The following is a 24,671-nucleotide window of genomic DNA, read 5'->3' as shown; positions in this document are numbered from 1 at the left end:
TTGCTTATGAGAGGTCATTAATATGAGTAACATATTAAATATAGATAATTTTATTTATAAAGTATATGGGTTAAATGTAATATCGGATATAGAAATTCCTCAGTTAGTACAAGCTACTATAAAAGATATAGATGAAATAGATGTATCAATAAAGCTTGGAAAAATGCCAGGTAAAATAAGTGAATATAAAGCTAAGAAAAGAAAAAATAAATATAGAAATAATACAATGTGGATCAATATAGATAATGTAGCTCAATATTATGTATATAAAGGAAGAGAAATTTTAATAGAACCTTATGATGAGTCTGATATTAATGATATTAGAGTTTTTTTATTAGGTACTATCTTTGGAGGCTTACTTATTCAAAGACAAATATTAGCTATTCATGGTGGAGCTATTGATATAGATGGTAATGGAGTTATTATAACAGGGGATAGTGGTGCCGGTAAGTCCACATTGACATCAGCTTTAGTTGATCTTGGATATAACATGATTACTGATGATGTAGCAGCTATTAGAAGTTTAGATAAGGATGGAATATTTATAGAGCCTGCATATCCACAAAGAAAGTTATGTAAGGATGCCATAAATAACTTTGGTTATGACTTAAATGAATTTAATAAAGCTTATGGACAAAGAGATAAGTTTTTTATTAGAATTCCCAATAAATTTAGTTATAAGCCAGTTAAGTTAAAAGCTATATTTGAAATATGTATATCAGATAATAGTAAGGTTGAAATTGAAGAAATTAGTGGTTTTGATAAGATAGATATCATTAGAAAAAATATTTATAGAATAGAAATTCTTAATAAGGTTGGTATGAAGGAAAAATATTTTAATATGTTGTTGAACTTATCTAAGGATATATCAATATATAGAATAAAAAGGCCTTTAAAAATATTTACTTTAAAAGAGCAAATAGATGAAATTAATAAAGTACTATGTAGATAATTATAATTTAATATAAAGTAATTATTATATTAAATTATTTATTATAAATATATAAATAAAGGGAGGTATAACTATGACAATGAAGAAATGGCAAGAGCCAGAAATATTTGATTTAGGTGTGGAAGAAACAAAATCTTGTACAAAGGAGGGGCATTCAAATACAAAATGCATACATTCTGCTAGTAGTGATTCAAGTAATGATGGTTCTTCATCTTGTTCAAGTGATTGTCCATTTAATGGGGAAAGTTAATTATATTTTAGCCTAATCAGAAATTGAAAATAAGGTATTATCTATAGTTTTAATAACTTAGATAATACCTTATTATTTATATTTTTATATCACTTGCAATTTCATTAAATAACCTATTATTTTCAATAAGATTTAAATTTCCGTTTTCAAGTCTATAAACTTTATTACAAATTTCTAAAGCTGAAGGTCTATGAGTTATTATTATACAAGTTGGTTTATGTTCTAGTGAACTTATTGATTTTATTACTTTATATTCAGTTTCCATATCTAATGAAGACGTAGCTTCATCTAATATAAGAATAGGTCTTTTTCTTAAAAATGCTCTTGCTATAGATAAACGTTGAGCTTGTCCGCCTGAAATTCCCATACCATTTTCACCTAATACAGTATCTAATTTATCATCAAGTTCTTGAATAAAATCATAAGCACAAGCTTGTCGTATGGCATTATCTAGTTCAGAATCAGTAGCATTTTTATTTGCAAGAAGTAAATTGTTTTTAATAGTACCAGAAAATAGAGTATTACCTTGAGGCACATAAGAAATTAAGTCTCTATGTTCCTTTGTAATTTTTATTGGAGTTTCATCATTGTATTGTAAAGTTATATCACCATGCTGGCTATGAATAAGGTTTAAAAGTAATCTTATTAAAGTGGTTTTTCCACCACCAGATTCCCCAACTAAGCCTATTATTTCACCAGGATTAATAGTTAAATTAATATCTTTTAATATTGTCCTATTTTCTTTATAGCTAAAGTTTATGTTTTTAAATTCAATTTTAGGTGGATTTAAAGAGTAAATATTATTATCTACTATATTTTTATTTGAAATTTTTAAATTAGTAGGTTCTAAGGTCATTTCTTCAATTTCCATAAGTCTTTCTGCAGCTGCTATAGTTGATATAAATTCAGGAACAGTTCCAGCAAAGCTTGCAAATGGAGCTTTTACATTATTATATAATTGCAACATAGCAGTTAATGTACCATAGCTACTTAATCCTTTAGCAATATTTAATGTACCCCATGAGAATATTGCTAAGTATGTTGCAGAAGAGGATATTTTCATAAGTACTCTAGAAGCAGATTTTATAAATGTCCTTTTTAAAGAAAGCTTCATTCTATTTTTTTGAATTTTTTTCACAGTTTCAATATTTTCATTTTCTAGGCAAAATGTTTTAACTATTAATAGATTATTTATACTTTCTTGAATAAAGGTTTTATATTTAACCTTTTCCTCTTCCATTTCTTTATATATAACTTTAAGCTTCTTATTAAAAAATCTACTTATTATAAATAAAAATGGTCCTATTAAAAATGCTACTAAAGTTATATAAGGTGATAATTTAAATAATGTAAAAAATGAAGCTGTTAAAGTAACACCTAAGGAAATAATTCCTGGAATTGTACTTACTATTGTAGAAGTAATTGTAGATGTATCAGAAGTAATTCGTGTCAATAAGCTTATACTATGATGCTTAGATACAGTAGACCATTCACTTTTATTTATATGAATATACATTCTTTCTTGTATAGTTTGTCTAAGTTTTGATGAAGAATATGTTGATAAAAAAGATGTTATGGGTTTAATTAATATTTGACTAAATGTTATTGCAATCATAATTGTAAGCCAATGTATAACTATATTAATTTCTTGAGATATAGCAGCATCTATAAGTGATTTAGAAACTAAAGCACTATAAACACCAACTAAAGAAAGTGTTGATTTTATAATTGTTATTAATATTAAAAATGGAAGTATCGACTTAGCGTTTGATAAAATCCATTTTAGTTTTTTTATAGTATCCATTAAATATTTCTCCTTTTGTAAAAATGATTTAATTATTACAATATTATACCATTATTTAAAAAAACAATTAAATAATGCAAATAGGGAATGAAGGAATAGTTTATATGAGTATTAATACATAACTCTTAAGTATTATTGAAAAATGATTAATTAGTATAATTTAATCATTTAGAATTAATTGTTAAAATTAATATACATATAATAATTACCATTAAAGTGTAAATTAGGTGATTATATATTAGTTAGTTTAATTTATTATTAATGATAAATTACTATTATAAAGAAAGAGAGGTATTTGTGTATGAAAAAGTGGAATAATCCAACTATATTTAAGTTAGGCGTTGATAAGACTAGCACTGAGTCAGATTATATTGAAATATGTAATTGGGCTGGTGCAGAAATATTCGGACTTGGAAATGAGGAATATGCTGATCCTAATAATAAGCCTGCTAATCATCCAGACTGGGTATGGTGTAAGGTACATGGAAGGTGGCATCCTAAGGATCACTCTGGAGAAAATGCAGGTAATACTGTGGTACCAGAATCTTAAAAAATAATAAAAAGTTATGAAAACTATATAGCTACATAAATTTAATTTATATAGTGATATAGTTTTATTTAATAGTAGCAGTATTTAGACTAAAGTAGTAATAATTATAAAAAAATATAATACTAAAGAACGATTTACGTAAATTGTAATAAAAATATATAATAAATATATGCTGATATTATATGTAAAAATTTAAAAATCCACGGATACTAATATAATTTTGTATCTGTGGATTTTATTTGTTTATTAAACTAATTCACTAGCAACTTCCAATATACTTTCTTTACTAACTTCTCTAAGATGACCCTTCTCTAACTTCATAATTCTATTACAAATATTAAGAGCAGAAGGTCTATGAGTTATTATTATACAAGTTGGCTTAGTAGGTAAGCTTCTAACTGCTTTAAGTACAGCAACTTCAGTTTCAGGATCTAAAGCAGATGTTGCTTCATCAAGAATTAATATTGGTCTCTCTCTTAAGAAAGATCTAGCAATGGCAATTCTTTGAGCTTGTCCCTCTGAAATACCAAGACCTTTTTCACCAATCATAGTATCAAGACCATCTTCAAGGTCATTAATAAAATCAAATGCACAAGCACTTTTTAAAGCTGTAAAAATTTCATCATCACTAGCATTAGGTTTTCCATATTTAAGGTTATCTCTAATAGTTCCAGAGAATAAAGTATTACCTTGAGGAACATAAGAGATAAGTTCTCTATAGTTTCTATTGATATTTTTTACTAGATTATCTTCACTAAGAAGTACATTACCTTGTGTTGGATTAATCAATGATAAAATAAGTCTAATCATAGTTGTTTTACCTTCACCAGAAGGACCAACAAAGGCTAATGTTTCACCAGACTCTATAGTTAAGTTTATATTCTTTAAAATATTATTATCAGTTTTATAAGCAAAACATACATTATCAAAAACTATATTAGGCTTATTGAATTCAGAAGATACTTTACTACTAATAGTATCTAAAGCAACCTCTAGGTTTGTAATATTATCAAGTTCCTTTTCATCAGCCATTTTTTCAACTGGAATAGCTTCTATTTCCATAAGTCTTTCAGCAGCAGCTATAGTTGATATAAGTCCAGGAATCATACTTGCTAATGAAGAAAATGGAGCTTGTACCTTATTATATAATTGAAGCATTCCTGTAAAGGTACCATAAGTGGATAACCCCTTAGCTATATTTAAAACTCCCCAAGTAAATATTGTGAAATATGCAAGAGAAGAGCAGAAGCTCATCGACATTGAAGTCATTACAGAAAGCTTAGTATTTCTCATAGCAATTCTATATTTATTATCTTGAATTTCAACAAGTCTATGCATATTTATTTTTTCCATACAGAAGGTTTTAACTATCATTATATTTTGAATAGATTCTTGCATGAAAGATCTATATTTAACATCTTCTTCTTGGGCTTCCTTATATAAAGTTTTAAGCTTACTACTAAAATATCTTCCAACTATAATTAGGAAAGGACCAATAAATACTGCAACAAATGCAATTGAAGGTGCCCAGTTTATAAGTGTATAAAAAGAACCAATAAGAGTAACTGATAATGAAACAAGACTTGGGATTGTACCAAGAATAGCAGAACTTATATTGCTAACATCTGATGTTACTCTTGTTAATAGGCTTACAGAGTGGAATTTACTTTGCTCTAGCCAGTCACTACATTGTATATGTTGATAGATTTTTCTTTGAATATTTTGAGTCAATTTTGTTGATGAATGTGTACTCATAAAGGATGTTACTGGAGTTGATAACATGCTAATCAAAGTAATTGCAAGCATTGTTATTAACCAGCGGATAGTTGAATCAGAGTCACCGCTAATTGCAGAATCTATTAAAGATTTTGAAACTGTAACATTATAAATACCTATAAGTGCAAATATAACATTTACAACTATTGAAAATATTAAGAATGGAATTGCAGGTTTTGCATATGATGCCATCCATTTTATCTTTATCCATAAGTCTTTTGATGGTTTAAGTTTTTTTAAGCTTTCCATAGTAACCCCTTTCTAATTCCTGTTTTGGCAGATGTTTCTATTTTAACATTGTAGTAAAAATTTTACAAGAATACCCTGATGTGCTGTTTAAGTGCATATTTTTATAATAGGTATTTTGTAGCAAAAGTAAGGCTAATATGGTAATATATTGTTTGAGTAACAAAATAAAGATTCTGAGGTGACAAAGTGATTTTTACTAAAAAAATAAATTTAAAGCTTGCCATTATAGGAATTACATTTATGGGTCTTTTAATAATAACAAATAGTGTACTTATGGAATTTGGATTACAAAAGAGTGTAGAATTTACTTATAGTACTCATTATGAAGAAACTGAAAAAATACTAAATAATAAATTTGAACTATTAAAAGACTTAGCCGATACTTTAGCAGAAGATAAAAAGATTATAAACATATTAGATGACAATAGAAGTATAGAAGAACTAGATGAAACAAGGATAAAAGATAGTTTTAAAGAAATGACAGAATTTGAAAAGTATTTTAAAGAGTTTATATTTATAAATTCAGCTAGTATTGCTAGTATTCAAGGAAAATATTTAATTTATGAAGGCGAAATTATTCCGAATTACGATTTGCTTTCCAATGAGTCATTAAAGGGATTTGAGTTCGAAAAAGAGAAGGATATATTAATTAGTAATATTAATAAACATATTGATACAGGAAGATATGCTGTTTTAATACTTAAGCCTATTTATTCAGATAAAAATAATGAGCTTTTAGGAGCAGCTATTTTAGAAGTTTTTATTGAAGATTTAATTAAAGAAATAAATTTAGGATTTTATATGGGGCAGTTAGATACATATATAAAGATCAAAGAGAATGAATATCTTTGTAAAGATGGAATTGTTAATAGTATTAGAAATGACAGTGATGATTATATAATAAAATTAGAAAGTGAATTTGGTGATAAACTGCCAATATTTTTAAGGTATGATAAAAAATCAATAATTTATAATAAGGAAACGAGAACTATTAATAGATTTAGTATTGTAATTTTTTCAGTTTTAGGGATTATATATGTAATAATTTTGATTTTATTAATAAAAGCAACATTTAATCCTATATTAGAATCACTGAATAAATTAAAAATATTATTTAGAAACTTAGAAAGTAAAGAGTTATACTTTGATAAAATGGATGAGTTTGAACAGCTAGAACTTGTTTCAAATTCATTAGGAAATTCTTTTGATAAAAAGTTAAGGTCACTTATTTATTATGATGAATTAACAAAGTTACCTAATAGAAAATTACTATCTAAGCTATGCAATGATTTAATACAATGCAATAATGAGTTTGCATTAATATTTATTGATTTAAATAAATTTAAATATATTAATGATGTTTTTGGTCATAGTGCTGGTGATGAAGTATTAGTTAATTTTAGTAAAAGAATTCAAGAATGTTTAAATTACAAAGGACTAATAACAAGGTATTCTGGAGATGAATTTATAGTTATATATAGTGATTATAAAGATAATAATGAGTTAGAAGTATTTTATAAAGAAGTAATATTAGAAGCATTTAAGGAACCAATAGTATTTAATAACGGAAAGAAGTTATTTATTGATTTTGCTGCAGGAGTTTCTGTATATCCTAAGGATGCAAATAATTTTAATGATCTGATAAATAAAAGTGATTTTATGATGTATTCAAATAAGAAAAGTAATAGTAAAGAGCTACTATTCTTCAATGATGTTATTTATAACGATATACTTCAAAGTGAAAAGATTAAAGAAGCATTAAAAATGGCAATTGATAATAATGAGTTTACTTTATTTTATCAGCCTATAGTAGATAAAAATAAATCTATAAAGAAGCTAGAAGCATTGATTAGATGGAATAACAAAGAATTAGGGTTTGTAGCACCAAGTGATTTTATTGAATACACAGAGGAAACTGGAGAGATAGTTAAAATTGGATATTGGATTATCGAAGAAGTTTGTAGAAGCTTTAATGATTTATTTAATAGCCGAGATAAGTTTCAAATTAGTATAAATGTTTCTCCAATTCAACTTATGGAAGTTGAATTTGTAGATAAAGTTGAAAAAATACTTAATACATATAATGTAAGTTGGGAAAGTTTATGTTTTGAAATAACTGAATCAGTAGTTTTAGATGAGAATATAATTATTCATGATAACTTGCTTTTATTAAATAAAAAGGGTATTAAAATTGCCTTAGATGATTTTGGTACAGGTTATGCATCTTTTAGCTATTTAAAGAAATTTAAACTTGATATTCTTAAGATTGATAGAATATTTATACATAATGGATCATATGTTGATTTCAAGATTGTTAATAATATAAAGAATATTGCCCATTTACTTGAAATGGAAACAGTTATTGAGGGAGTTGAGACTCAAGGTCAGTTTAATGTATTAAGCGATGTTGGATGTGATTACTTCCAAGGATATTATTTCTCATGTCCATTATCATTATCAGAAATAAGAAAAATTCTTTCTAACATGCCTTATGGGTATATCGAATAATAAAAATGCTATGATAAAATTTGATATTTATCATAGCATTTTTGATTTTTGAGATACTAATTATTTTGAGGTATTAATTAAAACAAATTATTTTGTTTATTTTCCTTTTGTATAGTTTCTCTATTTTTATTATTTAAACTACCAAGAGGACTATTATAACTGTTAAGAGGATTTGGAAGCTCGGTATTACTAGAAGGTATAACGCCTCTAGTTCTATTTTGTTTATCATTAGATTTAGCCATAATACTAATTCTCCTTTAAAACATATCTATTTACTTGTTGAATTGAACTAATAAATTTTGTTGTATTAATCTATGTTACTATCAGTATCATCATCGTCTATGTAACTAAATTCTTGACATGCTATATTATTTACTACTATTGAATCTTCAACAGTATTTGCTAAGGGTGTATCAACTCCTTCTGGAGATTTGCTTACTAAAGATTCTTCACTTGGTTCATAATAGCTTCTTACGTGTGGTAAATAAACATTAGATTTATCTTTCAAGATGCTCCCTCCTTGCAATAAAAATATTGATATAAATTTAATTTGGATAAGCTTAAGTATTATTTTTACTATAGAAATAAATAGAGTTAGATTTATTTTCTAAAAGGTTTTATTCCTAAGCATATATATATTGTTTGAAGGTTGTACAAAAAATATACATTAAGATATAGAAGTGTTTAAAGAAAACTTGAATTTGTACATACAAATATGAAAAAAAGCAAATAAATAGGAAATTAAACACATTGTTTTTATATAAACAATAATATAAAATTAAAATGAAAATATATGTAAAATTTAAAAATTAGATAAGTATGTAACTAATAGTATAATAAGTATTTTATTAATATTAAGTATAAAAGAAGATGAGAAGGAGAAGAGAGTATGTATCCAATTAAATTTGAAAATCTTTATTATGATAAAATTTGGGGTGGAAGAGATTTAGAAGCCTTTAGAAATAACTTACCAGAAGGAGAAATTGGTGAGTCGTGGGATGTTGCATGTCATCCAAATGGAACAGGAATAGTTGCAAATGGAGAATTAAAGGGTAAAGGTTTTGATGAAGTTATTGCTGAATTTGGACATGCATTAGTTGGTTCAAAGGTAAGTACAGAAAAGTTCCCATTACTAGTTAAGTTAATAAATTCAAGAGAAAAATTATCAGTTCAAGTTCATCCAGGAGATGAGTATGCTCAAAGAGTTGAAAATCAATTTGGTAAGACTGAAGCTTGGTATGTTGTAGATGCAAAACCAGGTGCAAAGCTAATTGTTGGAACAAAAAATTGCGATAAAGAAGTATTTGCAAAAGCAATAGAAGAAGGAAAGTGTGAAGAGTTTTTAAATGTTGTAGATGTTAAAAAGGGAGATTGCTTCTTAATTAATAGTGGATTAGTTCATGCTATTTGTGAAGGGTTAATAATAGCTGAAATTCAACAAAATTCAGATGTTACTTATAGAGTTTATGATTATGGAAGACCAAGAGAAATTCATGTTGAAAAGTCTTTAGATGTAATTAACTTTGATTTAGAGGCAGCAAACCTTTCTAATAAAGAGGTTGTTAAGTTTGATGGATTCTCTAAAGTTGATTTCTGCGAAAATGAGTATTTTGGTATGCAAAAGCTTAATGTAGAAACAGAATGGTCTGATTGTAGTAATGAAGAAAAGTTCTTCATTTTAACTTGCGTTGAAGGTAATGGAATTATTGCCTCAGGGGAAAAATACACAGAAGAAATTAAAATGGGAGATAGCTACTTAATTCCTGCTACTCTTGGAAAGTATCAACTTAGAGGAAATGTATCTGTAATTAAGAGTTACCCAATGTAGGGATTTTATCAGTAATCTATTTATCAGTTCTTATTTATCAGCCCTCGTGAAATCACGAGGGTATTTAATTTGCCTCAGGGGAAAAATACACAAAAAAATATAGCGTATTTTATTGTTGTTTGAATTCCTTTTTTAGTGAAAGTTTCATATCTGAAAAGTTATTATAGCCAAGTTTTTTTGAAAGTCTTACTATACTGTTAGGAGCTAGAAGTAATTCTTCAGAAGTTTTTTGGATAGATTGATTAATTATTTTTTCAACATTTAACTTTATATATTCAATAATTTTATGATCAGTATTAGTTAATTTAAGAAGGCTTAAGTTAACTCTATGATGAAAAGGGAGTTTGTTATGAATATTATGCTTAGCTATATCTATATGATTTAAAGGATTTACACTATCCACAAATTTTTTGTATTTAGCTCTTATGCTAAAAAAATTCATAGTATTACTTGATGTTTTAGAGGTTGTATCCTTAAGAATAATTTCATCAGGGGTATTTTTTTCAATAGTCATATAAACATTTATAATCTCTAGTATTTCATTATAGTGTAAATAGGGGTGATTAGTTGGGATTGGTTTATTGTAAATAATATGATTATAGCTAGACCACTTATAATCAGTAGCGTTTTTAACTATATTAGCTTTTACAGGATTTAAATGTATATATCTGCTTACTTCAATTAATTCAAATTCTGAAGTTATAATATTACTAAAATAACGTTCTTGAAAAAGATGTCCTACATAATTATATTTACTATTAAAATATTTAACATATAGGCTATTTAATCTTCTCATAAAAAAACTTGGATTTTTAGAATCAGTTTTTAATAATAAATGGACATGATTACTCATGAGGCAATAACATAGAAGTTTATAATTAAAGTTCTTATAGAATTCTAAAGTGTTTCTTACAAATGATAGATAAATGTTATAGTCTTCATCATCTAGAAATATAATTTCTTTACGATTTCCTCTGTTTGTAATATGGTAACTTGCACCTGGAAACCAAGGTCTTGTTGGAGTTGCCAATGATAAATACACTTCCTTTCATATTGGTATATATATATTATTTACATAAATTGCAAGATTAAAACACCTCAGGGGAAAAATATGTGTATTTTTCCCCTGAGGCAGTTTGGAGGTAGTTTACAAAATAGCAAAAATTGTCGTTGAAAAATAATATAATTACTGTTATAATATATTCCTCATTAGTACGAATAAAAAAATGAAATTTTATATAAATATTTGGAGGAGTTGCCAATGCCAGTAAGAATTGCTATACTAGGTGGACCAAGATGTGGTAAAACAACATTAATTCAACAATTATACGTAGATTTAAAAATTAGAGATATAAATGTAGGAGTTGCTACAGAATATAGTACTGATTATTTAAGAGATAAAGGTATGATCGAATCCATTTCAGAACAGTATGGAATATACTTAGGTCAATTACATTTAGAAAAAAGCTTAGATGCTCATGATTATGCTATAACTGATTATGCTACTTTTGTACCTTACATATATGGAAGATTAATGCTTGGAGACAAGAAGAGAACTAAGAAAGAAATCGAAATATTAAATGATTTATACAGCTTAGCAATAAGAGATCTACCACAATATGATCATATTTTCTTCGTACCAAGAGAATTTGGTTACAAGAAAGATGGAGTTAGATGGCAAGACGAAGAAGTTGCTCAAATGGTGGACAAGGCTATCTTAGGATTCTTAGATGCTGAAAATGTTAAATATTCAGTAATTACAGGATCAACTAAAGAAAGATCTGAGCAAATAATGAAATTAGTTGGAATAAATAAAGCGGTTGTACAACCTGTTAAAGTTAAAGAAGATAAGGTTGTTACAGGAAAGTAATTATAAGTTGATAAATAGGTAAAAGATTAGGAAGTATATATTCATAATCTTTTACCTTAAAGCAGTATTATATGTTTTTTTAATTACTATTTTAATTAGAAGTTTCAGAGTCAAGTGAATTATGGTTTAAAGAATTTTCTAAATTACTATTTAAAGAATTACTTATATTATCGTTTATACTATTATGCAAATAAAAAATATCAGCAAGAGTCCTAGGTTTACTATAAAAATATCCTTGTACATATAAATTTTCATTATTTATGCTTTTAATAAGATTATGTTGTTCAGCTTCTTCAATTCCTTCAAGAACAACTGATTTACCAATGGAGCTTGCTAGAGTATTAATAAATAATATAATATTTTTATGAAGTATATCCTTACAAATAGTATCAATAAAATATTTATCGATTTTTATAATGTCAAAATCAAGCTTTCTAATAATATCTAAATTAGAATATTCAACACCAAAATCATCAATAGCTATTTTAAATCCAGCATTTTTAAGTATTTTTATATATTTTGTAATTTTAGATAAATCATTAATTTTAACTTTTTCGATTATTTCTAAGCAAATCTTATTATTACCTATATTAGAGTTAGCAAGTATTTTAATAGCTTTATATACAAATTCCTTACTTTCAATTTCAGATAAAGAAACATTAATAGAAATATAAAAATCTTTATTAGAAAAATAGGTAGATCTTTTTAATATTTTATAATCCTTGATAGACTGTTGAAGTATCCATAATGATACTTGAAATAACATGTCACTATTTTCTATTTCAGAAATAAATTTTGACGGTGGGATAATATTATTATCTCTATCCCTTAATCTTAATAGACCTTCAAAAGCTACAACACTATTATTTCTAGGGTTATAAATTGGTTGATAATATAAAAAATAAGAATTATTATTTAAGTTTAATTTAACTTTATTTCTAATTGATCTTAATTTTAATTTAGGAATAACTAATAATAAAGTTAGTAATAATAGACAAACATTAGAAGAAATTAAAATAATATCTTCTAAATTAGTATTATTAAAAGTAAAAAAATATTTTTTATATAATCTATAAATTTTACCATTTTTTTTATTTTCTAAGAGTTCAATTGCATTATCAAACTTATCTAAAATATGTTTTGAGTTTTTATTTCCTGCTATATAGACTTGATGAGCAGTAAATCTATAAATTATATTATAATATTTATTATTAAAATCAGAACTCAGAATTATATCAATATCATCATTATCTAAAAGTTTTTTTAATTCATCAAAATTAGTAGCATATACAGGAATTAAATTAATTTCATTAGATTCGAAAAAATCTAAAAGGAATTCTGAATTCGAATTATGTTCTAATAATCCTAGTCTAATATTATCATGCTTTTTCAAATCTTTAAATTCAATATCAAGTTTTGTAATAAGAGCATTATTTTCTACACAAATTCTATATTTATTAAAGATAAATTTTTCTTTTCTATCATCTGTCATAGCTAAACCGAATATAACATCTATATCACCATCTTCTAACATCTTTAAAGCATCAGAAAGGTTGCAAATTACATATTCTGGTTGAAAATCATATTCTTTCTTAAGTAAATTTATAAGATCGTAATAGTATCCAGAAATATTTCCCTTGTCATCTATAGAAATATAAGGTTCATCTTCATAAACTCCTATTTTTATTATTTCCTTAGCTTCAGTTGAAGCATTTATTTTATATGAAAAGGTATTTATAAAAAAAATATTTAAAAGAAGTATAATCAATAAATTATTTTTTAATTTTATAAAAAATCACCTCTCAATTTATTTAATTATATAAAATTTTAATTAACTTTAAGAGTAAATTATATCCTATATATGTATAATTTTCAACTGTATTGTAAAAAAAACAAAAAATGTTCTGTAATATAGACAATATTGTCATTTTTAATCGAAAAAAATTAATATTAGCTCTAAAAATAAAAAAAGTATATGATAAAATTTTAATTAATTAGAGGTTAAAATATGACATTAAAAAATATAATTACAAAATTGAGATATCTTAATTATTTTTGTATAAAAGAATACTACCTGCTATGCAGGTATGTTCAGATTAGCTTAAGCGATGAGCATATAAAAAAATTCCTTTTGTCAATAATTTAAAAAGGTTCACAGCCAAATTAAATAAACAAAAGGATAATCCATATAATGGATAATAATAGTTTATCAGATACTAAATATAACTGTAGATACCATATAGTGTTTGCACCTAAGTTTAGGCGAAAAGAGATATATGGAGAATTAAAAAAGGAGATAGGAAAGATATTAAAGCAACTTTGTGAATGAAAAGTTTTTACGCTTATTGAAGCATATGCCTACGTAGATCATATATATCTATTTGTAGAAATACCACCTAAGATGAGTGTTTCAAGTTTCGTTGGATATTTAAAAGGAAAGAGTAGTCTTATGATATTTGAAAGATTTTCACATTTGAAATATAAATATAGAAATAGGCATTTCTGGTGTAGGGAATTTTATGTTGATACTGTAGGAAGAAATCAAAAGGTAATCGAAGAGTATATCAGAAATCAGGAACATGAAGATATTATAGCTGATCAAATTAGTTTTAAAGAATATAACGGCCATTTTAAGGGTAGCAAGTAAAATAATTTGCGGCTGCCGAAGCAATTTATTTAATATAAAATGATTTAAGATGAAATAATAATGAATAATATAAAAATTGACTTACAAAAAATTCAATGTTAAAATAGATAGCGTGCTATGTATTAAGGAGGATAAAAAATGCGTAACTTTGATCCAAAAGAACATGTAGGCTTACTGATTAAATTTGTTAATGGAAAAATTAATACTAGAGTTAATAAAAACCTTGCAGAATTTAATTTAACAGGTGTGCAACATGAAATTATGTGTTTTATAGACAGAAATGAACATGAGAGAGATGTATTTCAAAAGGACATAGAGAAGTGTTTAAAGTTAACTAATCCTACTGTAACAGGCATAGTAAAAAGATTAGAAGAAAAAGAGTTGATTGCTAGATGTCCAAGTAGTAATGATGCTAGATATAAGTGTCTTCATTTAACTGAAAAGGGAAGAGAAGTTATATGCAAGAGTTTTCAGTTTGGCGCAAATCATATAGAAAAGCAATTAGTTAAGGGCATGACTGATGATGAAGTAAAAATGTTAAAAGATTTATTATATAGATCACTAAAGAATATGGAGGAGTAATCCTCTTATTTTTAATTTAAATACATAGCTACCTATGTTTAAATACATAGCCACCTATGTATTGTTTTGAAATAAATAAATTGTAAAAGGCATAAAGGATGATGTAGTAAAAACATAGTATTTACATTATCAATAGTGTTTATATAAAAATAAAAATTAGAAAATCAATGTACTAGTAATTTATATGGGAAATGATATTTAAGGTAAATAAAATCAGAAAATAATAGGTTTTTATGAATTTATTTGTATTAAAATCATGGATATGTATAAGCAAGTACATTAGATGTAAAGGAGAGGTGAAATTATGATAAAAAAATTAGCTCCATATATGAAAAAATATAAAACTCCACTTATTTTAGGAGTATTATGTGCAGCATTAGAAGCTACTTTTGAATTATTAATACCATTAGTAATGGCACAGATAGTTGACGTTGGTATTTCTACAGGAGATACAGGTTACACAATTAAAATGGGATTATTAATGGTTGTCATGGCAGCTATATCATTAAGCTTTGGTTTAGGATTATCAAAGTTTTCAGCAATAGCAGGTCAAGGGTTTGGTGCAGAACTTAGACAAGCTGAATATGAAAAAATTCAAAGTTATTCATTTAAGAATATTGAAAAGTTCAGTACTGCATCATTAATAACAAGATTAACTACAGATATTACAATGATACAAAACTCATTAACAATGGGAATCAAGCTTTTAGTAAGAGCACCTATGATGCTTATAGTTGCTTGTATTCTTTCAGTTACAATTAGTCCTAAGTTAGCAATGATATTCTTAGTATCAATGCCAGTTCTTATTATTTCAATTGGCCTTATAATTAAAAATGTTAAGCCAAGATTTGAGGTAATGCAAGGAAAGATAGATAACTTAAATACTACAGTTCAAGAAAACTTAATTGGTATTAGAGTTGTTAAATCTTTTGTAAGATGTAATAAGGAAAAGGAAAAATTCAAAGCTAGTAATGATAATTTATTACAAGCTTCAGAAGGTGCATTTAGCATAGTTGTTTTAAATATGCCAATTATGCAAGTTGTTGTTTTTGCTAGTGTTATAGGTATTCTTTGGTTTGGTGGAAATATGGTTTATGCAGGCACATTAACAGTTGGTAAGCTTACAAGCTTCATGACTTACTCATTCCAAATACTAATGTCTCTTATGATGCTTTCAATGGTTCTTATGATGATGTCAAGAGCAGTTGCATCAGCACAACGTATAATTGAGGTTTTAGAAGAAAAGCCAGATATTAAGGATCCAGTTAATCCAATAACAGAAGTTAAGGATGGAGAAATTGAGTTTAGAAATGTTAATTTCAGATACGAAGATGATAGTGATGAAAATAACTTAGAAGCAATCAATATCAAAATAAAAGCTGGTGAAACTGTTGGTATTATTGGTAGCACAGGTTCAGGTAAGTCAAGCTTAGTTCAACTTATACCAAGACTTTATGATGCAACTGAAGGTGAGGTTTATGTTGGTGGAGTTAATGTTAAGGACTACCATATTGAAACATTAAGAAATGAAGTTGCTATGGTACTTCAAAAGAATACATTATTCTCAGGAACTATTAAGGAAAACCTTATGTGGGGTAATGAAAATGCTACTGATGCAGAAATTGAAGCAGCAGCAACATCAGCATGTGTTGATGAATTTATTGATAGACTTCCAGGAAGATACGATATGCATATTGAACAAGGTGGAGTTAACGTATCTGGAGGACAAAAGCAAAGACTTTGTATAGCAAGAGCTATATTAAAACAACCTAAAGTTTTAATCTTAGATGATAGTACAAGTGCAGTTGATACAGCAACTGATGCTAAGATTAGAAAGGCATTTGTAGAAGATTTAAAAGATACTACTAAGATAATAATTGCACAAAGAGTAAATTCTGTAGCTACTGCAGATAAGATTATCGTTATGGATGATGGTAAAATTAGTGCAATTGGAACTCATGATGAGTTAATGGAAAGTAGTGAAATCTATAAAGATGTATACAAATCTCAACAGGAAGGGGTGGGTTTACGTGAATAAGAATGATAATAGAAAAATGCCTCAGGGGAAAAATACACAGGATCAACAAGGTAAGAAAAAACCGGGACCTCCAAAGCCTAAGAATATGAAAAAAACATTAAAGACTTTAATGCAATATGTAGGTAGATACAAGTTATTATTAGTATTAGTAATGGTTCTAATAGTTGTAAATTCATTTGCAATGGTAGCTGGTTCATATTTTTTAAAGCCATTAGTAAATAATTATATCTTACCAGGTGGCTTTGGTGGACTTGCTAAGATGTTAGTATTATTAGGAACAATCTTTGGATTAGGTGCAATTGCAGCTTATGGATATGCAAGAACTATGGTTCATATATCACAACACACTATTAGTAATATAAGAACTGATTTATTTAATAAGATGCAAGAGCTTCCTATTAAGTACTTTGATAGAAATACTCATGGTGATTTAATGAGTTTATATACTAATGATATAGATAACATTGGTGAAGCATTAAACAACAGTTTTACAAATATCTTAGCTTCAGGATTAACATTCATAGGAACAATAGTAATGATGTTTGTTTTAAGTCCAGTTTTAAGTGTTATAACAATATCATTTTTAGCAATAATGATATTTGTTATAAGTAAGGTTGGTGCTAAGAGTAAATATTACTTTGGAATGCAACAAAAGAATATTGGTAAATTAAATGGTTATGTTGAAGAAATGATAGAAGGACAAAAGGTTATTAAAGTATTCTGTCATGAAGAAGAAGCAATTGAAGACTTTAGAAAGCATAATGAAGAGTTAAGAAAGGCTTCAACAGGAGCTCAAACATTTGGTGGATACATGATGCCAATGCTTGGTAACCTTTCTCACATGAATTATGCAGTAACATGTTGTGTTGGTGGATTAATGACAATTGTAGGTGCATTTGACCTTGGTTCATTAGTTTCATATTTACAATACACTAAACAAGTATCTAACCCAATTGCTCAAGTTTCTCAACAAGTAAATATGATTTTAGCAGCCCTTGCTGGTGCTGAAAGAATATTCACAGCTTTAGATGAGGAAGTTGAAGTTGATGATGGTAAGGTAACATTAACAAGAGTTGAAATTAAAGAAGATGGCAAGCTTGTAGAAACTGAAAAGTATACAGGACACTGGGCTTGGAAAGTACCTGCATCAGTAGTAGCTAAAATGAGAAAAGATATGGATAACTCATCAATTTTAGAAATGGCAGCAACTACTGCAAACTTAGGAGATTCTCATTTAGAATCAGCAGCTTCATTAACTGACGAGCCAATGTTAAAAGAGCTTACTGGTGATGTTAGATTTAAGAATGTTGTCTTTGGATACAATGAAGAAAAGACAGTATTAAAAGATATTAGTTTATTTGCTAAGCCAGGACAAAAGATTGCTTTCGTAGGTTCAACAGGAGCAGGAAAAACTACAATTACTAACTTAATTAATAGGTTCTATGAAATAAATTCAGGAACAATCACTTATGATGGAATTGATATTAAGGATATTAAGAAGGATGATTTAAGAAGATCACTTGGAATAGTTCTTCAAGATACTCACTTATTTACTGGTACAATTGCTGATAATATCAGATATGGTAACTTACATGCAACAGATGAAGAAGTTAAAGCTGCAGCTAAGTTAGCTAATGCTCATACTTTCATCAAGCATTTACCTCATGGATATGACACAGTTATTACTGGTGATGGTGAAGGATTATCACAAGGGCAAAGACAATTACTTGCTATAGCAAGAGCTGCAATTGCAAATCCACCTGTTTTAATCATGGATGAAGCAACAAGCTCAATAGATACAAGAACTGAAAAACTTATTGCAGAAGGTATGGATAAGCTTATGGAAGGAAGAACTGTTTTCGTAATTGCACACAGACTTTCTACTATTAAGAATTCTCATGCAATAATGGTACTTGAGCAAGGAGAAATAATTGAAAGAGGAGACCATGATTCTTTATTAGAAGAAAAGGGAAGATACTATCAATTATATACAGGTAAAGCTGAATTGGATGCTGAAGAAGAAGTAACAGCATAAATAAATTAGTAAATAAAATAGGGGTCACCTCTTAGGTCAATATAATATTTGTATTGATTTTTGAGGTGATCCATTATTTTTCAAATATATCAAAATTATAAAGTTATTAACAGTGATTGAAAAAAAGGTTGTTGATAAATATTATTCATCTGTGGATAATATTTAGAATTTCGTTTTGTGGATAACTTTTAGAAATGAATCTTGTGGTATTTGTGGTTTTTAGAATTTTTTATTTTAGTTAAGAATTAGTATAATTAAGACGCTAAGATTTGTATTATTGTGAATTATTATTTATACAATTATATAAGGTTTTATATAGTGTAATTTATCTTTTAGGGGAGTCCCCTAAGTACTTTGATTTTTTAGCGCGGAATAACATTATACGATTAAAGTAGTAAGTTAGTCAATAGATTTGTGAGTATACTTTATATAATTATTTAATAGGTTGTAAATACTTGAGTTTCATTAAGTAATTAATAAGAAATGAAGGTGATTTTAGCTGATTATTTAAGAAAAAAGAGGGAGAATTTTAGTTTATAGTTTTTATATAGTAGTTTTTTGAACCTTAGATGTGTAATATAGTATTTTAACACTATAGGCACTCTGTTATATCAAAATGTTGGTAACAACATTTTGATATAACAGAGTGCATATATGCGTAGAATATATGTAAGAAGGAAGAATGTTAAAAATTAATATAAATTAATGATTAAAATTATAAAAGTATGTTAAGAATCACAACTGGTGATGATTTATGAGCAATATTAATAATAGAGAATATAGATTAAAGATATTTAGGGAAAAAATATATAATTCAACAATAAAAGTATCAAGTAATTCTCAATCAAATAATATAGAAATAAATAAAAGTTTGAATAAAACTATAAAGTGTCCGCATTGTAATAATGAAGAAATAATCAAATATGGATCTTATAATGGAAAACAAAGATATAAATGCAAAAACGACACATGTGAAAGAACATTTACTGAACAGTCTGAAAGTCCATTTAGACATTCAAAAAAATTTAGAGAGAAGTGCGAAGAATATAAAGGGTTATTTGAAAAAGGCTTAACTATTAGGCAATGTGCAGAAAGACTTAATATAACAATAGTAACATCATTTTTCTGGAGACATAGGTTTTTATATGATTTAAAGCATGTAAATTATGTAGAAAAGCTATGTAATTATGCTGAGTTAACTAGAATAGTAATTATTGAAAATTTTAAGGGTGATAGAAATAGTACAAATAAGAAAAAAGATAAAATTTCAATAGTAAATGGAATGAATAAATCTGTTCAAATTATATCCATAGTTGCAGCCAGAAATCATTTAGGACTTTATGAGTTAAGGGATAATATAGCACCAAGAATTGATAAAAAAGCAGCTGCAGTAGCATTTTTAGATGGTAGGCTTCAGGCCTTTTCTGATAAGCATAATAGAATAAATAACATTACCATTAGAAAAGTAGATATTACTCCAATTGATAAGATGTATTCTTTGAAGCTAAAAAGATGGTTAGTTAAATTTAGAGGAGTTGCAACTAAATATATAGATCATTATTTAAGTTGGAGAGCTTATGAATATAGAAGTAATATTGAAAATGATTCTATGATAAATAAAGAAGAAATAACTAGTTTGAAAATAAATGCATTAAAAAAAGTAACTACTTATATATCGTGGAACAACATAAAGTCAAAGATAGTTGCAGTATAAAGCTTATATGGATAATTTTAAAATTAAAATAATAATTAGATATATTTAAGGTTGGATAATTAAATAATATATGATTTTTTAGAATCTGAGATTGGAATATCTATCGTAAATTATAATATAAAAATCAGGTCTTATATGGTAAAATAATAGTATATAAATGATAAAAATACAATTTTATGGGGGATGCTATGAGGAAAAGAAGATCAATTATTGGGTTTACTATGGTTATAGTATTAACTGTAATTATTATACTTGTTATAGGTGGAATTAATGTAGTTAATGCAAACAAAATAAATGACTCAATAGAATTAGGAATTAAATACTTAACAGAAGAAGAATATAATAAAGCAAAATCGGAGTTTTCAAAGGCATTGGCTATAGATGATGAGCATGAAGAAGCCGAGAATTTATTAGAATTAACAGAAGAATACATGGAGTTAGAAGATTTATATAAAAATAAAGATTATTCTGCAGCAGCAGAGTTGATTTATGAGCTTAAAGAAAATAAATATTCATCATATATTGAAGGTAAATTAAGTGAGATTTTATCTGAAGTAGAACAGAAGATAGCTTTAATGAATGAAGTAAATAATATAGAAGACAAGATAAATCAATTAATAAATGAAAATAAGTATCAAGAGGGAATTGATTTAATTAATAAGTATTTAAATGAAGATTTAGATGCGGAATATTTAGATAAGTTGAATGAGTTAATGAATAATATTAATGAGTGTAAGTTTGCTTATGAGGAAGAGCAAAAAAGAATTGAAGAAGAGAGACTGTTAGCAGAAGAGAAAAAAGCTGAAGAGGAGAGAAAGAAACAAGAACAAGCTAATAAACAAGAATCTTCAAATAAGAATGAGAGTACAAGTACAAGTACAAGTGGAGAAGAGGTAAATAAACAAATTTGGCAGATGGATGCTTTGCAAATGGCATTGGAAGTAGTTAAGAGAGAACATCCAGGTTATGGACCTCATTATTGGGAAAGAGGAATTGTTTCCGAGGGAGAGCCACGTTGGGCATTTATATTTTTAAAGCTTAAGGATCCTAATGTTCAAGATATAGGTGATACTGAAATAATAGGACAAGTTGGATATACTGTTAATGAAAGAACTGGTGAAGTAAAACAAGAGGATTGGTTAGTTCAATAATTATAAATAGGACTTTTTATTGATCAGAATTTTATAAATAGAGGAGTAAGTACTTAAGTATATATTTAATACTATAGGCACTCTGTTATATCAAAATGTTGGTAACAACATTTTGATATAACAGAGTGCCTATATGCGTAAAAGGTATATAGTGGAAGGTATACGAAGTAATAAATGATTTAAATTATTTCCAAATACACTCTGAAAGCCAAACACTTCTTTTACTTAATTTCTCCGCAACGTTAATGGCATCGTCCTTATTATCTGCTGGTGCAACAACATATAAGCTATTTTCACCATACCAACCTTTTGAATCAGGAGTTGTTTCTTCTCCCACAAGAATTAATATTTCACTGAAATTTAAAGTTCAAATTTGATTATATTATACATAATGTTGAATTATTTCCCAATATTAAAATAGTTTCATTAATTTGAAGTAGAGTTCCTTATTTTAAGTTAACTTAATGAATCTATTTCTAATAGTGGCTCTAGTTATATTTAAAATTACCATAATAAAAATATGTTATTAGTTTGTATTATCAAGCAAAAAAGTATATAATAATTAAGTTAAGTGAGACTCCAAATTTCAATTTGGTTAGTTGAAGTTATACTTTAGTGTACTCAGCGATTGAAAGGAGCAGAGTTTCCTTTAAAATAAATAATATTCTAAAGTTCGATTTGTTAAATCAAATTTGTTCTTTAAATAAATAAAAATAGAGTTTAATTATAAAGCTATAGATATTGAATTCATAAACTAGTCAATAATATAAATGAGGCTCTAAAATATAAGTGATAATCCAAGAAATAAGTAACAATATAAAATATAAGTTACGCTCTAGATTTATGAGGAATATTGGATAAGAGTTTCATTAATAAAAGAAATAAATTTAATTTATATATAAATAATTTTAGGAGGACATAACATTGGCTGATTACATAAACGAGATAAAAAAGAGAAGAACCTTTGCAATCATTTCTCACCCTGATGCTGGTAAAACAACATTAACAGAAAAGTTCCTATTATACGGAGGAGCAATTAGACTTGCGGGTTCAGTAAAAGCTAGAAAAGCATCAACACATGCTGTTTCTGACTGGATGGAAATAGAAAAGCAAAGAGGTATTTCTGTTACATCTTCAGTAATGCAATTTAACTATTCAGGACACTGCATAAACATATTAGATACTCCTGGACACCAAGACTTCTCAGAAGATACATATAGAACACTTATGGCTGCTGACTCTGCTGTAATGGTAGTTGACGCTGCTAAAGGGGTGGAAGATCAAACAAGAAAGCTATTCCACGTTTGTTCATTAAGAGAAATGCCAATATTCACATTCATCAATAAGATGGATAGAGAAGCTCAAGATCCATTCCAACTGCTAGAAGATATTGAAGCAGAACTTGGAATTAAAACTTATCCAATGAATTGGCCAATAGGTTCAGGTAAAGACTTTAAAGGTGTTTACGATAGACAAAACCAAAGAATCATAGCGTTCAATGGTGGTAACCACGGTTCTACAGAAGTTGAAGCTATTGAAGGTTCAGTTGAAGATGAAAAGTTCAGAGAAATATTAGGTGAAGCACTTCATGATAAATTAATGGAAGATATTGAACTTCTTGATATTGCTGGTGATGACCTTGATATGGAAAAGGTTAGAGTTGGAGAATTAACTCCTGTATTCTTCGGATCAGCTTTAACTAACTTCGGTGTTGAGCCATTCCTAGAGCACTTCTTAGAAATGACTACTTCACCACTTGCTAGAAACTCAAATATCGGAGAAATTGATCCATTTGATGATAAATTCTCTGCATTCGTATTTAAGATTCAAGCAAATATGAACAAGGCTCACAGAGATAGAATTGCTTTCATGAGAATTTGTTCTGGTAAATTCACTAAAGGTGAAGAAGTATTCCACATGCAAGGTGGAAAGAAGCTTAAGCTTGCTCAACCTCAACAATTCATGGCAGAAAATAGAGAAATTGTTGAAGAAGCATATGCTGGAGATATAATTGGAGTATTTGATCCAGGTATATTCTCAATTGGAGATACTTTATGTGCACCAAGCAAAAAGTTCAGATTCGAAGGAATTCCAACATTTGCTCCAGAGCACTTTGCTAGAGTTAGACCAGTTGACACTATGAAGAGAAAACAATTCGTTAAAGGTGTTACTCAAATAGCTCAAGAAGGGGCAATCCAAGTATTTAAAGAAAACCATGTTGGTATGGAAGAAATAATAGTTGGTGTTGTAGGGGTACTTCAATTTGAAGTTCTTGAATACAGACTTAAGAATGAATACAATGTTGATATCAAGATGGATAGACTTGCATTTAGATATGTAAGATGGATTGAAAGCTATGATGGAGATATTGATAAATTAAACTTAACTTCAGATGCTAAGAGAGTTAAGGACTTTAAAGATAGAGACCTTATAATATTCCAAAATGACTGGGGTATTAACTGGGCACTTGACCATAATAAAGGCTTAGTACTTTCTGGCGTTGGTAAGAGTGATGAATAAATAAAGATATAATATATAGAGTCTATAGATTTATAAGATAATAAATCTATAGACTCTATTTTTTAAATAAACTAAAATAATATTATTACAAATATTTAAATAAAAAAATATTATTCTACAAAATATCCAATAAAAAGAAAAAATAAGTAAATTGTGGTATAATATCAAAAGACATATTTTATAATAAGTGAATAAAT

Annotated in this window: 19 protein-coding genes and 1 pseudogene; 13 read left to right on the top strand and 7 right to left on the bottom strand. The window is 27.2% G+C overall.

The features are described from left to right. The first annotated feature begins 22 nt into the window (after positions 1-22). Both HCG76_RS04235 and HCG76_RS04230 read left to right on the top strand, forming a co-directional pair. Positions 23-952, top strand: coding sequence for an HPr kinase/phosphorylase (locus HCG76_RS04235; protein WP_221698827.1), 930 nt, complete (start codon positions 23-25; stop codon positions 950-952). Between the two features lie 73 nt (positions 953-1,025). Then, positions 1,026-1,202 (top strand): hypothetical protein, encoded by a 177-nt coding sequence (locus HCG76_RS04230; protein ID WP_221698828.1) that lies wholly within the window; start codon positions 1,026-1,028, stop codon positions 1,200-1,202. A 76-nt stretch (positions 1,203-1,278) separates the two neighbouring features. Here the strand turns inward: HCG76_RS04230 and HCG76_RS04225 are convergent, their stop codons facing one another. Beyond that, complete coding sequence (locus HCG76_RS04225; protein ID WP_221698829.1) at positions 1,279-3,006, bottom strand: ABC transporter ATP-binding protein; 1,728 nt, start codon at positions 3,004-3,006, stop codon at positions 1,279-1,281. Between the two features lie 301 nt (positions 3,007-3,307). Between HCG76_RS04225 and HCG76_RS04220 the strand changes: the two genes are divergently transcribed. Next, complete coding sequence (locus HCG76_RS04220; RefSeq protein WP_221698830.1) at positions 3,308-3,556, top strand: hypothetical protein; 249 nt, start codon at positions 3,308-3,310, stop codon at positions 3,554-3,556. A 246-nt stretch (positions 3,557-3,802) separates the two neighbouring features. Here HCG76_RS04220 and HCG76_RS04215 read toward each other — a convergent pair whose 3' ends face one another. Further along, positions 3,803-5,581 (bottom strand): ABC transporter ATP-binding protein, encoded by a 1,779-nt coding sequence (locus tag HCG76_RS04215; protein WP_221698831.1) that lies wholly within the window; start codon positions 5,579-5,581, stop codon positions 3,803-3,805. A gap of 186 nt (positions 5,582-5,767) precedes the next feature. Here HCG76_RS04215 and HCG76_RS19350 point away from each other — a divergent pair, with 186 nt between their 5' ends. Further along, a complete protein-coding gene (locus HCG76_RS19350; protein WP_221698832.1) occupies positions 5,768-8,089 on the top strand; it encodes a putative bifunctional diguanylate cyclase/phosphodiesterase in 2,322 nt (773 codons plus the stop codon). A 77-nt stretch (positions 8,090-8,166) separates the two neighbouring features. Here HCG76_RS19350 and HCG76_RS04205 read toward each other — a convergent pair whose 3' ends face one another. Then, entirely contained in the window at positions 8,167-8,331 is a 165-nt protein-coding gene (locus HCG76_RS04205) for a hypothetical protein (protein WP_221698833.1), read from the bottom strand. 65 nt (positions 8,332-8,396) lie between these two features. Further along, entirely contained in the window at positions 8,397-8,597 is a 201-nt protein-coding gene (locus HCG76_RS04200; protein WP_221698834.1) for a hypothetical protein, read from the bottom strand. A gap of 381 nt (positions 8,598-8,978) precedes the next feature. On the opposite strand from HCG76_RS04200, the gene HCG76_RS04195 reads away from it, so the two are divergent. Then, on the top strand, positions 8,979-9,917 hold the full coding sequence (locus HCG76_RS04195) for a type I phosphomannose isomerase catalytic subunit (protein ID WP_221698835.1): 939 nt from the start codon (positions 8,979-8,981) through the stop codon (positions 9,915-9,917). A 109-nt stretch (positions 9,918-10,026) separates the two neighbouring features. Here the strand turns inward: HCG76_RS04195 and HCG76_RS04190 are convergent, their stop codons facing one another. Further along, positions 10,027-10,947, bottom strand: a complete 921-nt coding sequence (locus HCG76_RS04190) for a transposase (protein WP_221698836.1) — start codon at positions 10,945-10,947, stop codon at positions 10,027-10,029. 231 nt (positions 10,948-11,178) lie between these two features. Here HCG76_RS04190 and HCG76_RS04185 point away from each other — a divergent pair, with 231 nt between their 5' ends. Next, complete coding sequence (locus tag HCG76_RS04185; RefSeq protein WP_221698837.1) at positions 11,179-11,787, top strand: AAA family ATPase; 609 nt, start codon at positions 11,179-11,181, stop codon at positions 11,785-11,787. Positions 11,788-11,878: 91 nt separating this feature from the next. On the opposite strand, the gene HCG76_RS04180 is transcribed toward HCG76_RS04185, so the two are convergent. Next, positions 11,879-13,555: an EAL domain-containing protein gene (locus tag HCG76_RS04180; RefSeq protein WP_221698838.1), complete on the bottom strand. Its 1,677-nt coding sequence runs from the start codon at positions 13,553-13,555 to the stop codon at positions 11,879-11,881. A gap of 423 nt (positions 13,556-13,978) precedes the next feature. Here HCG76_RS04180 and tnpA point away from each other — a divergent pair. From tnpA to HCG76_RS04150, 6 genes and pseudogenes are all read left to right on the top strand, one after another. Next, a pseudogene (tnpA, locus tag HCG76_RS04175) lies at positions 13,979-14,434 on the top strand (IS200/IS605 family transposase). 138 nt (positions 14,435-14,572) lie between these two features. Next, positions 14,573-15,016, top strand: a complete 444-nt coding sequence (locus HCG76_RS04170) for a MarR family winged helix-turn-helix transcriptional regulator (RefSeq protein WP_221698839.1) — start codon at positions 14,573-14,575, stop codon at positions 15,014-15,016. Positions 15,017-15,320: 304 nt separating this feature from the next. Further along, on the top strand, positions 15,321-17,054 hold the full coding sequence (locus tag HCG76_RS04165; protein ID WP_221698840.1) for an ABC transporter ATP-binding protein: 1,734 nt from the start codon (positions 15,321-15,323) through the stop codon (positions 17,052-17,054). A gap of 16 nt (positions 17,055-17,070) precedes the next feature. Then, positions 17,071-19,089 carry an ABC transporter ATP-binding protein gene (locus HCG76_RS04160; protein ID WP_221698889.1) on the top strand — a complete coding sequence of 673 codons (2,019 nt, stop codon included), beginning with the start codon at positions 17,071-17,073 and terminating at the stop codon, positions 19,087-19,089. 754 nt (positions 19,090-19,843) lie between these two features. Further along, positions 19,844-20,803: an IS1/IS1595 family N-terminal zinc-binding domain-containing protein gene (locus tag HCG76_RS04155; protein WP_221698841.1), complete on the top strand. Its 960-nt coding sequence runs from the start codon at positions 19,844-19,846 to the stop codon at positions 20,801-20,803. A gap of 188 nt (positions 20,804-20,991) precedes the next feature. After that, positions 20,992-21,954 (top strand): hypothetical protein, encoded by a 963-nt coding sequence (locus HCG76_RS04150; protein ID WP_221698842.1) that lies wholly within the window; start codon positions 20,992-20,994, stop codon positions 21,952-21,954. 184 nt (positions 21,955-22,138) lie between these two features. Here HCG76_RS04150 and HCG76_RS04145 read toward each other — a convergent pair whose 3' ends face one another. Further along, entirely contained in the window at positions 22,139-22,291 is a 153-nt protein-coding gene (locus tag HCG76_RS04145; RefSeq protein ID WP_221698843.1) for a hypothetical protein, read from the bottom strand. A gap of 587 nt (positions 22,292-22,878) precedes the next feature. Between HCG76_RS04145 and HCG76_RS04140 the strand changes: the two genes are divergently transcribed. After that, positions 22,879-24,474: a peptide chain release factor 3 gene (locus HCG76_RS04140; protein ID WP_221698844.1), complete on the top strand. Its 1,596-nt coding sequence runs from the start codon at positions 22,879-22,881 to the stop codon at positions 24,472-24,474. Positions 24,475-24,671 lie beyond the last annotated feature (197 nt).

This window comes from Clostridium sp. K13, from assembly GCF_019734195.1.
Taxonomy (GTDB): domain Bacteria; phylum Bacillota; class Clostridia; order Clostridiales; family Clostridiaceae; genus Clostridium.
The sequence above is the reverse complement of the archived record's forward strand: the minus strand, read 5'-3'. Positions and strand labels throughout refer to the sequence as shown.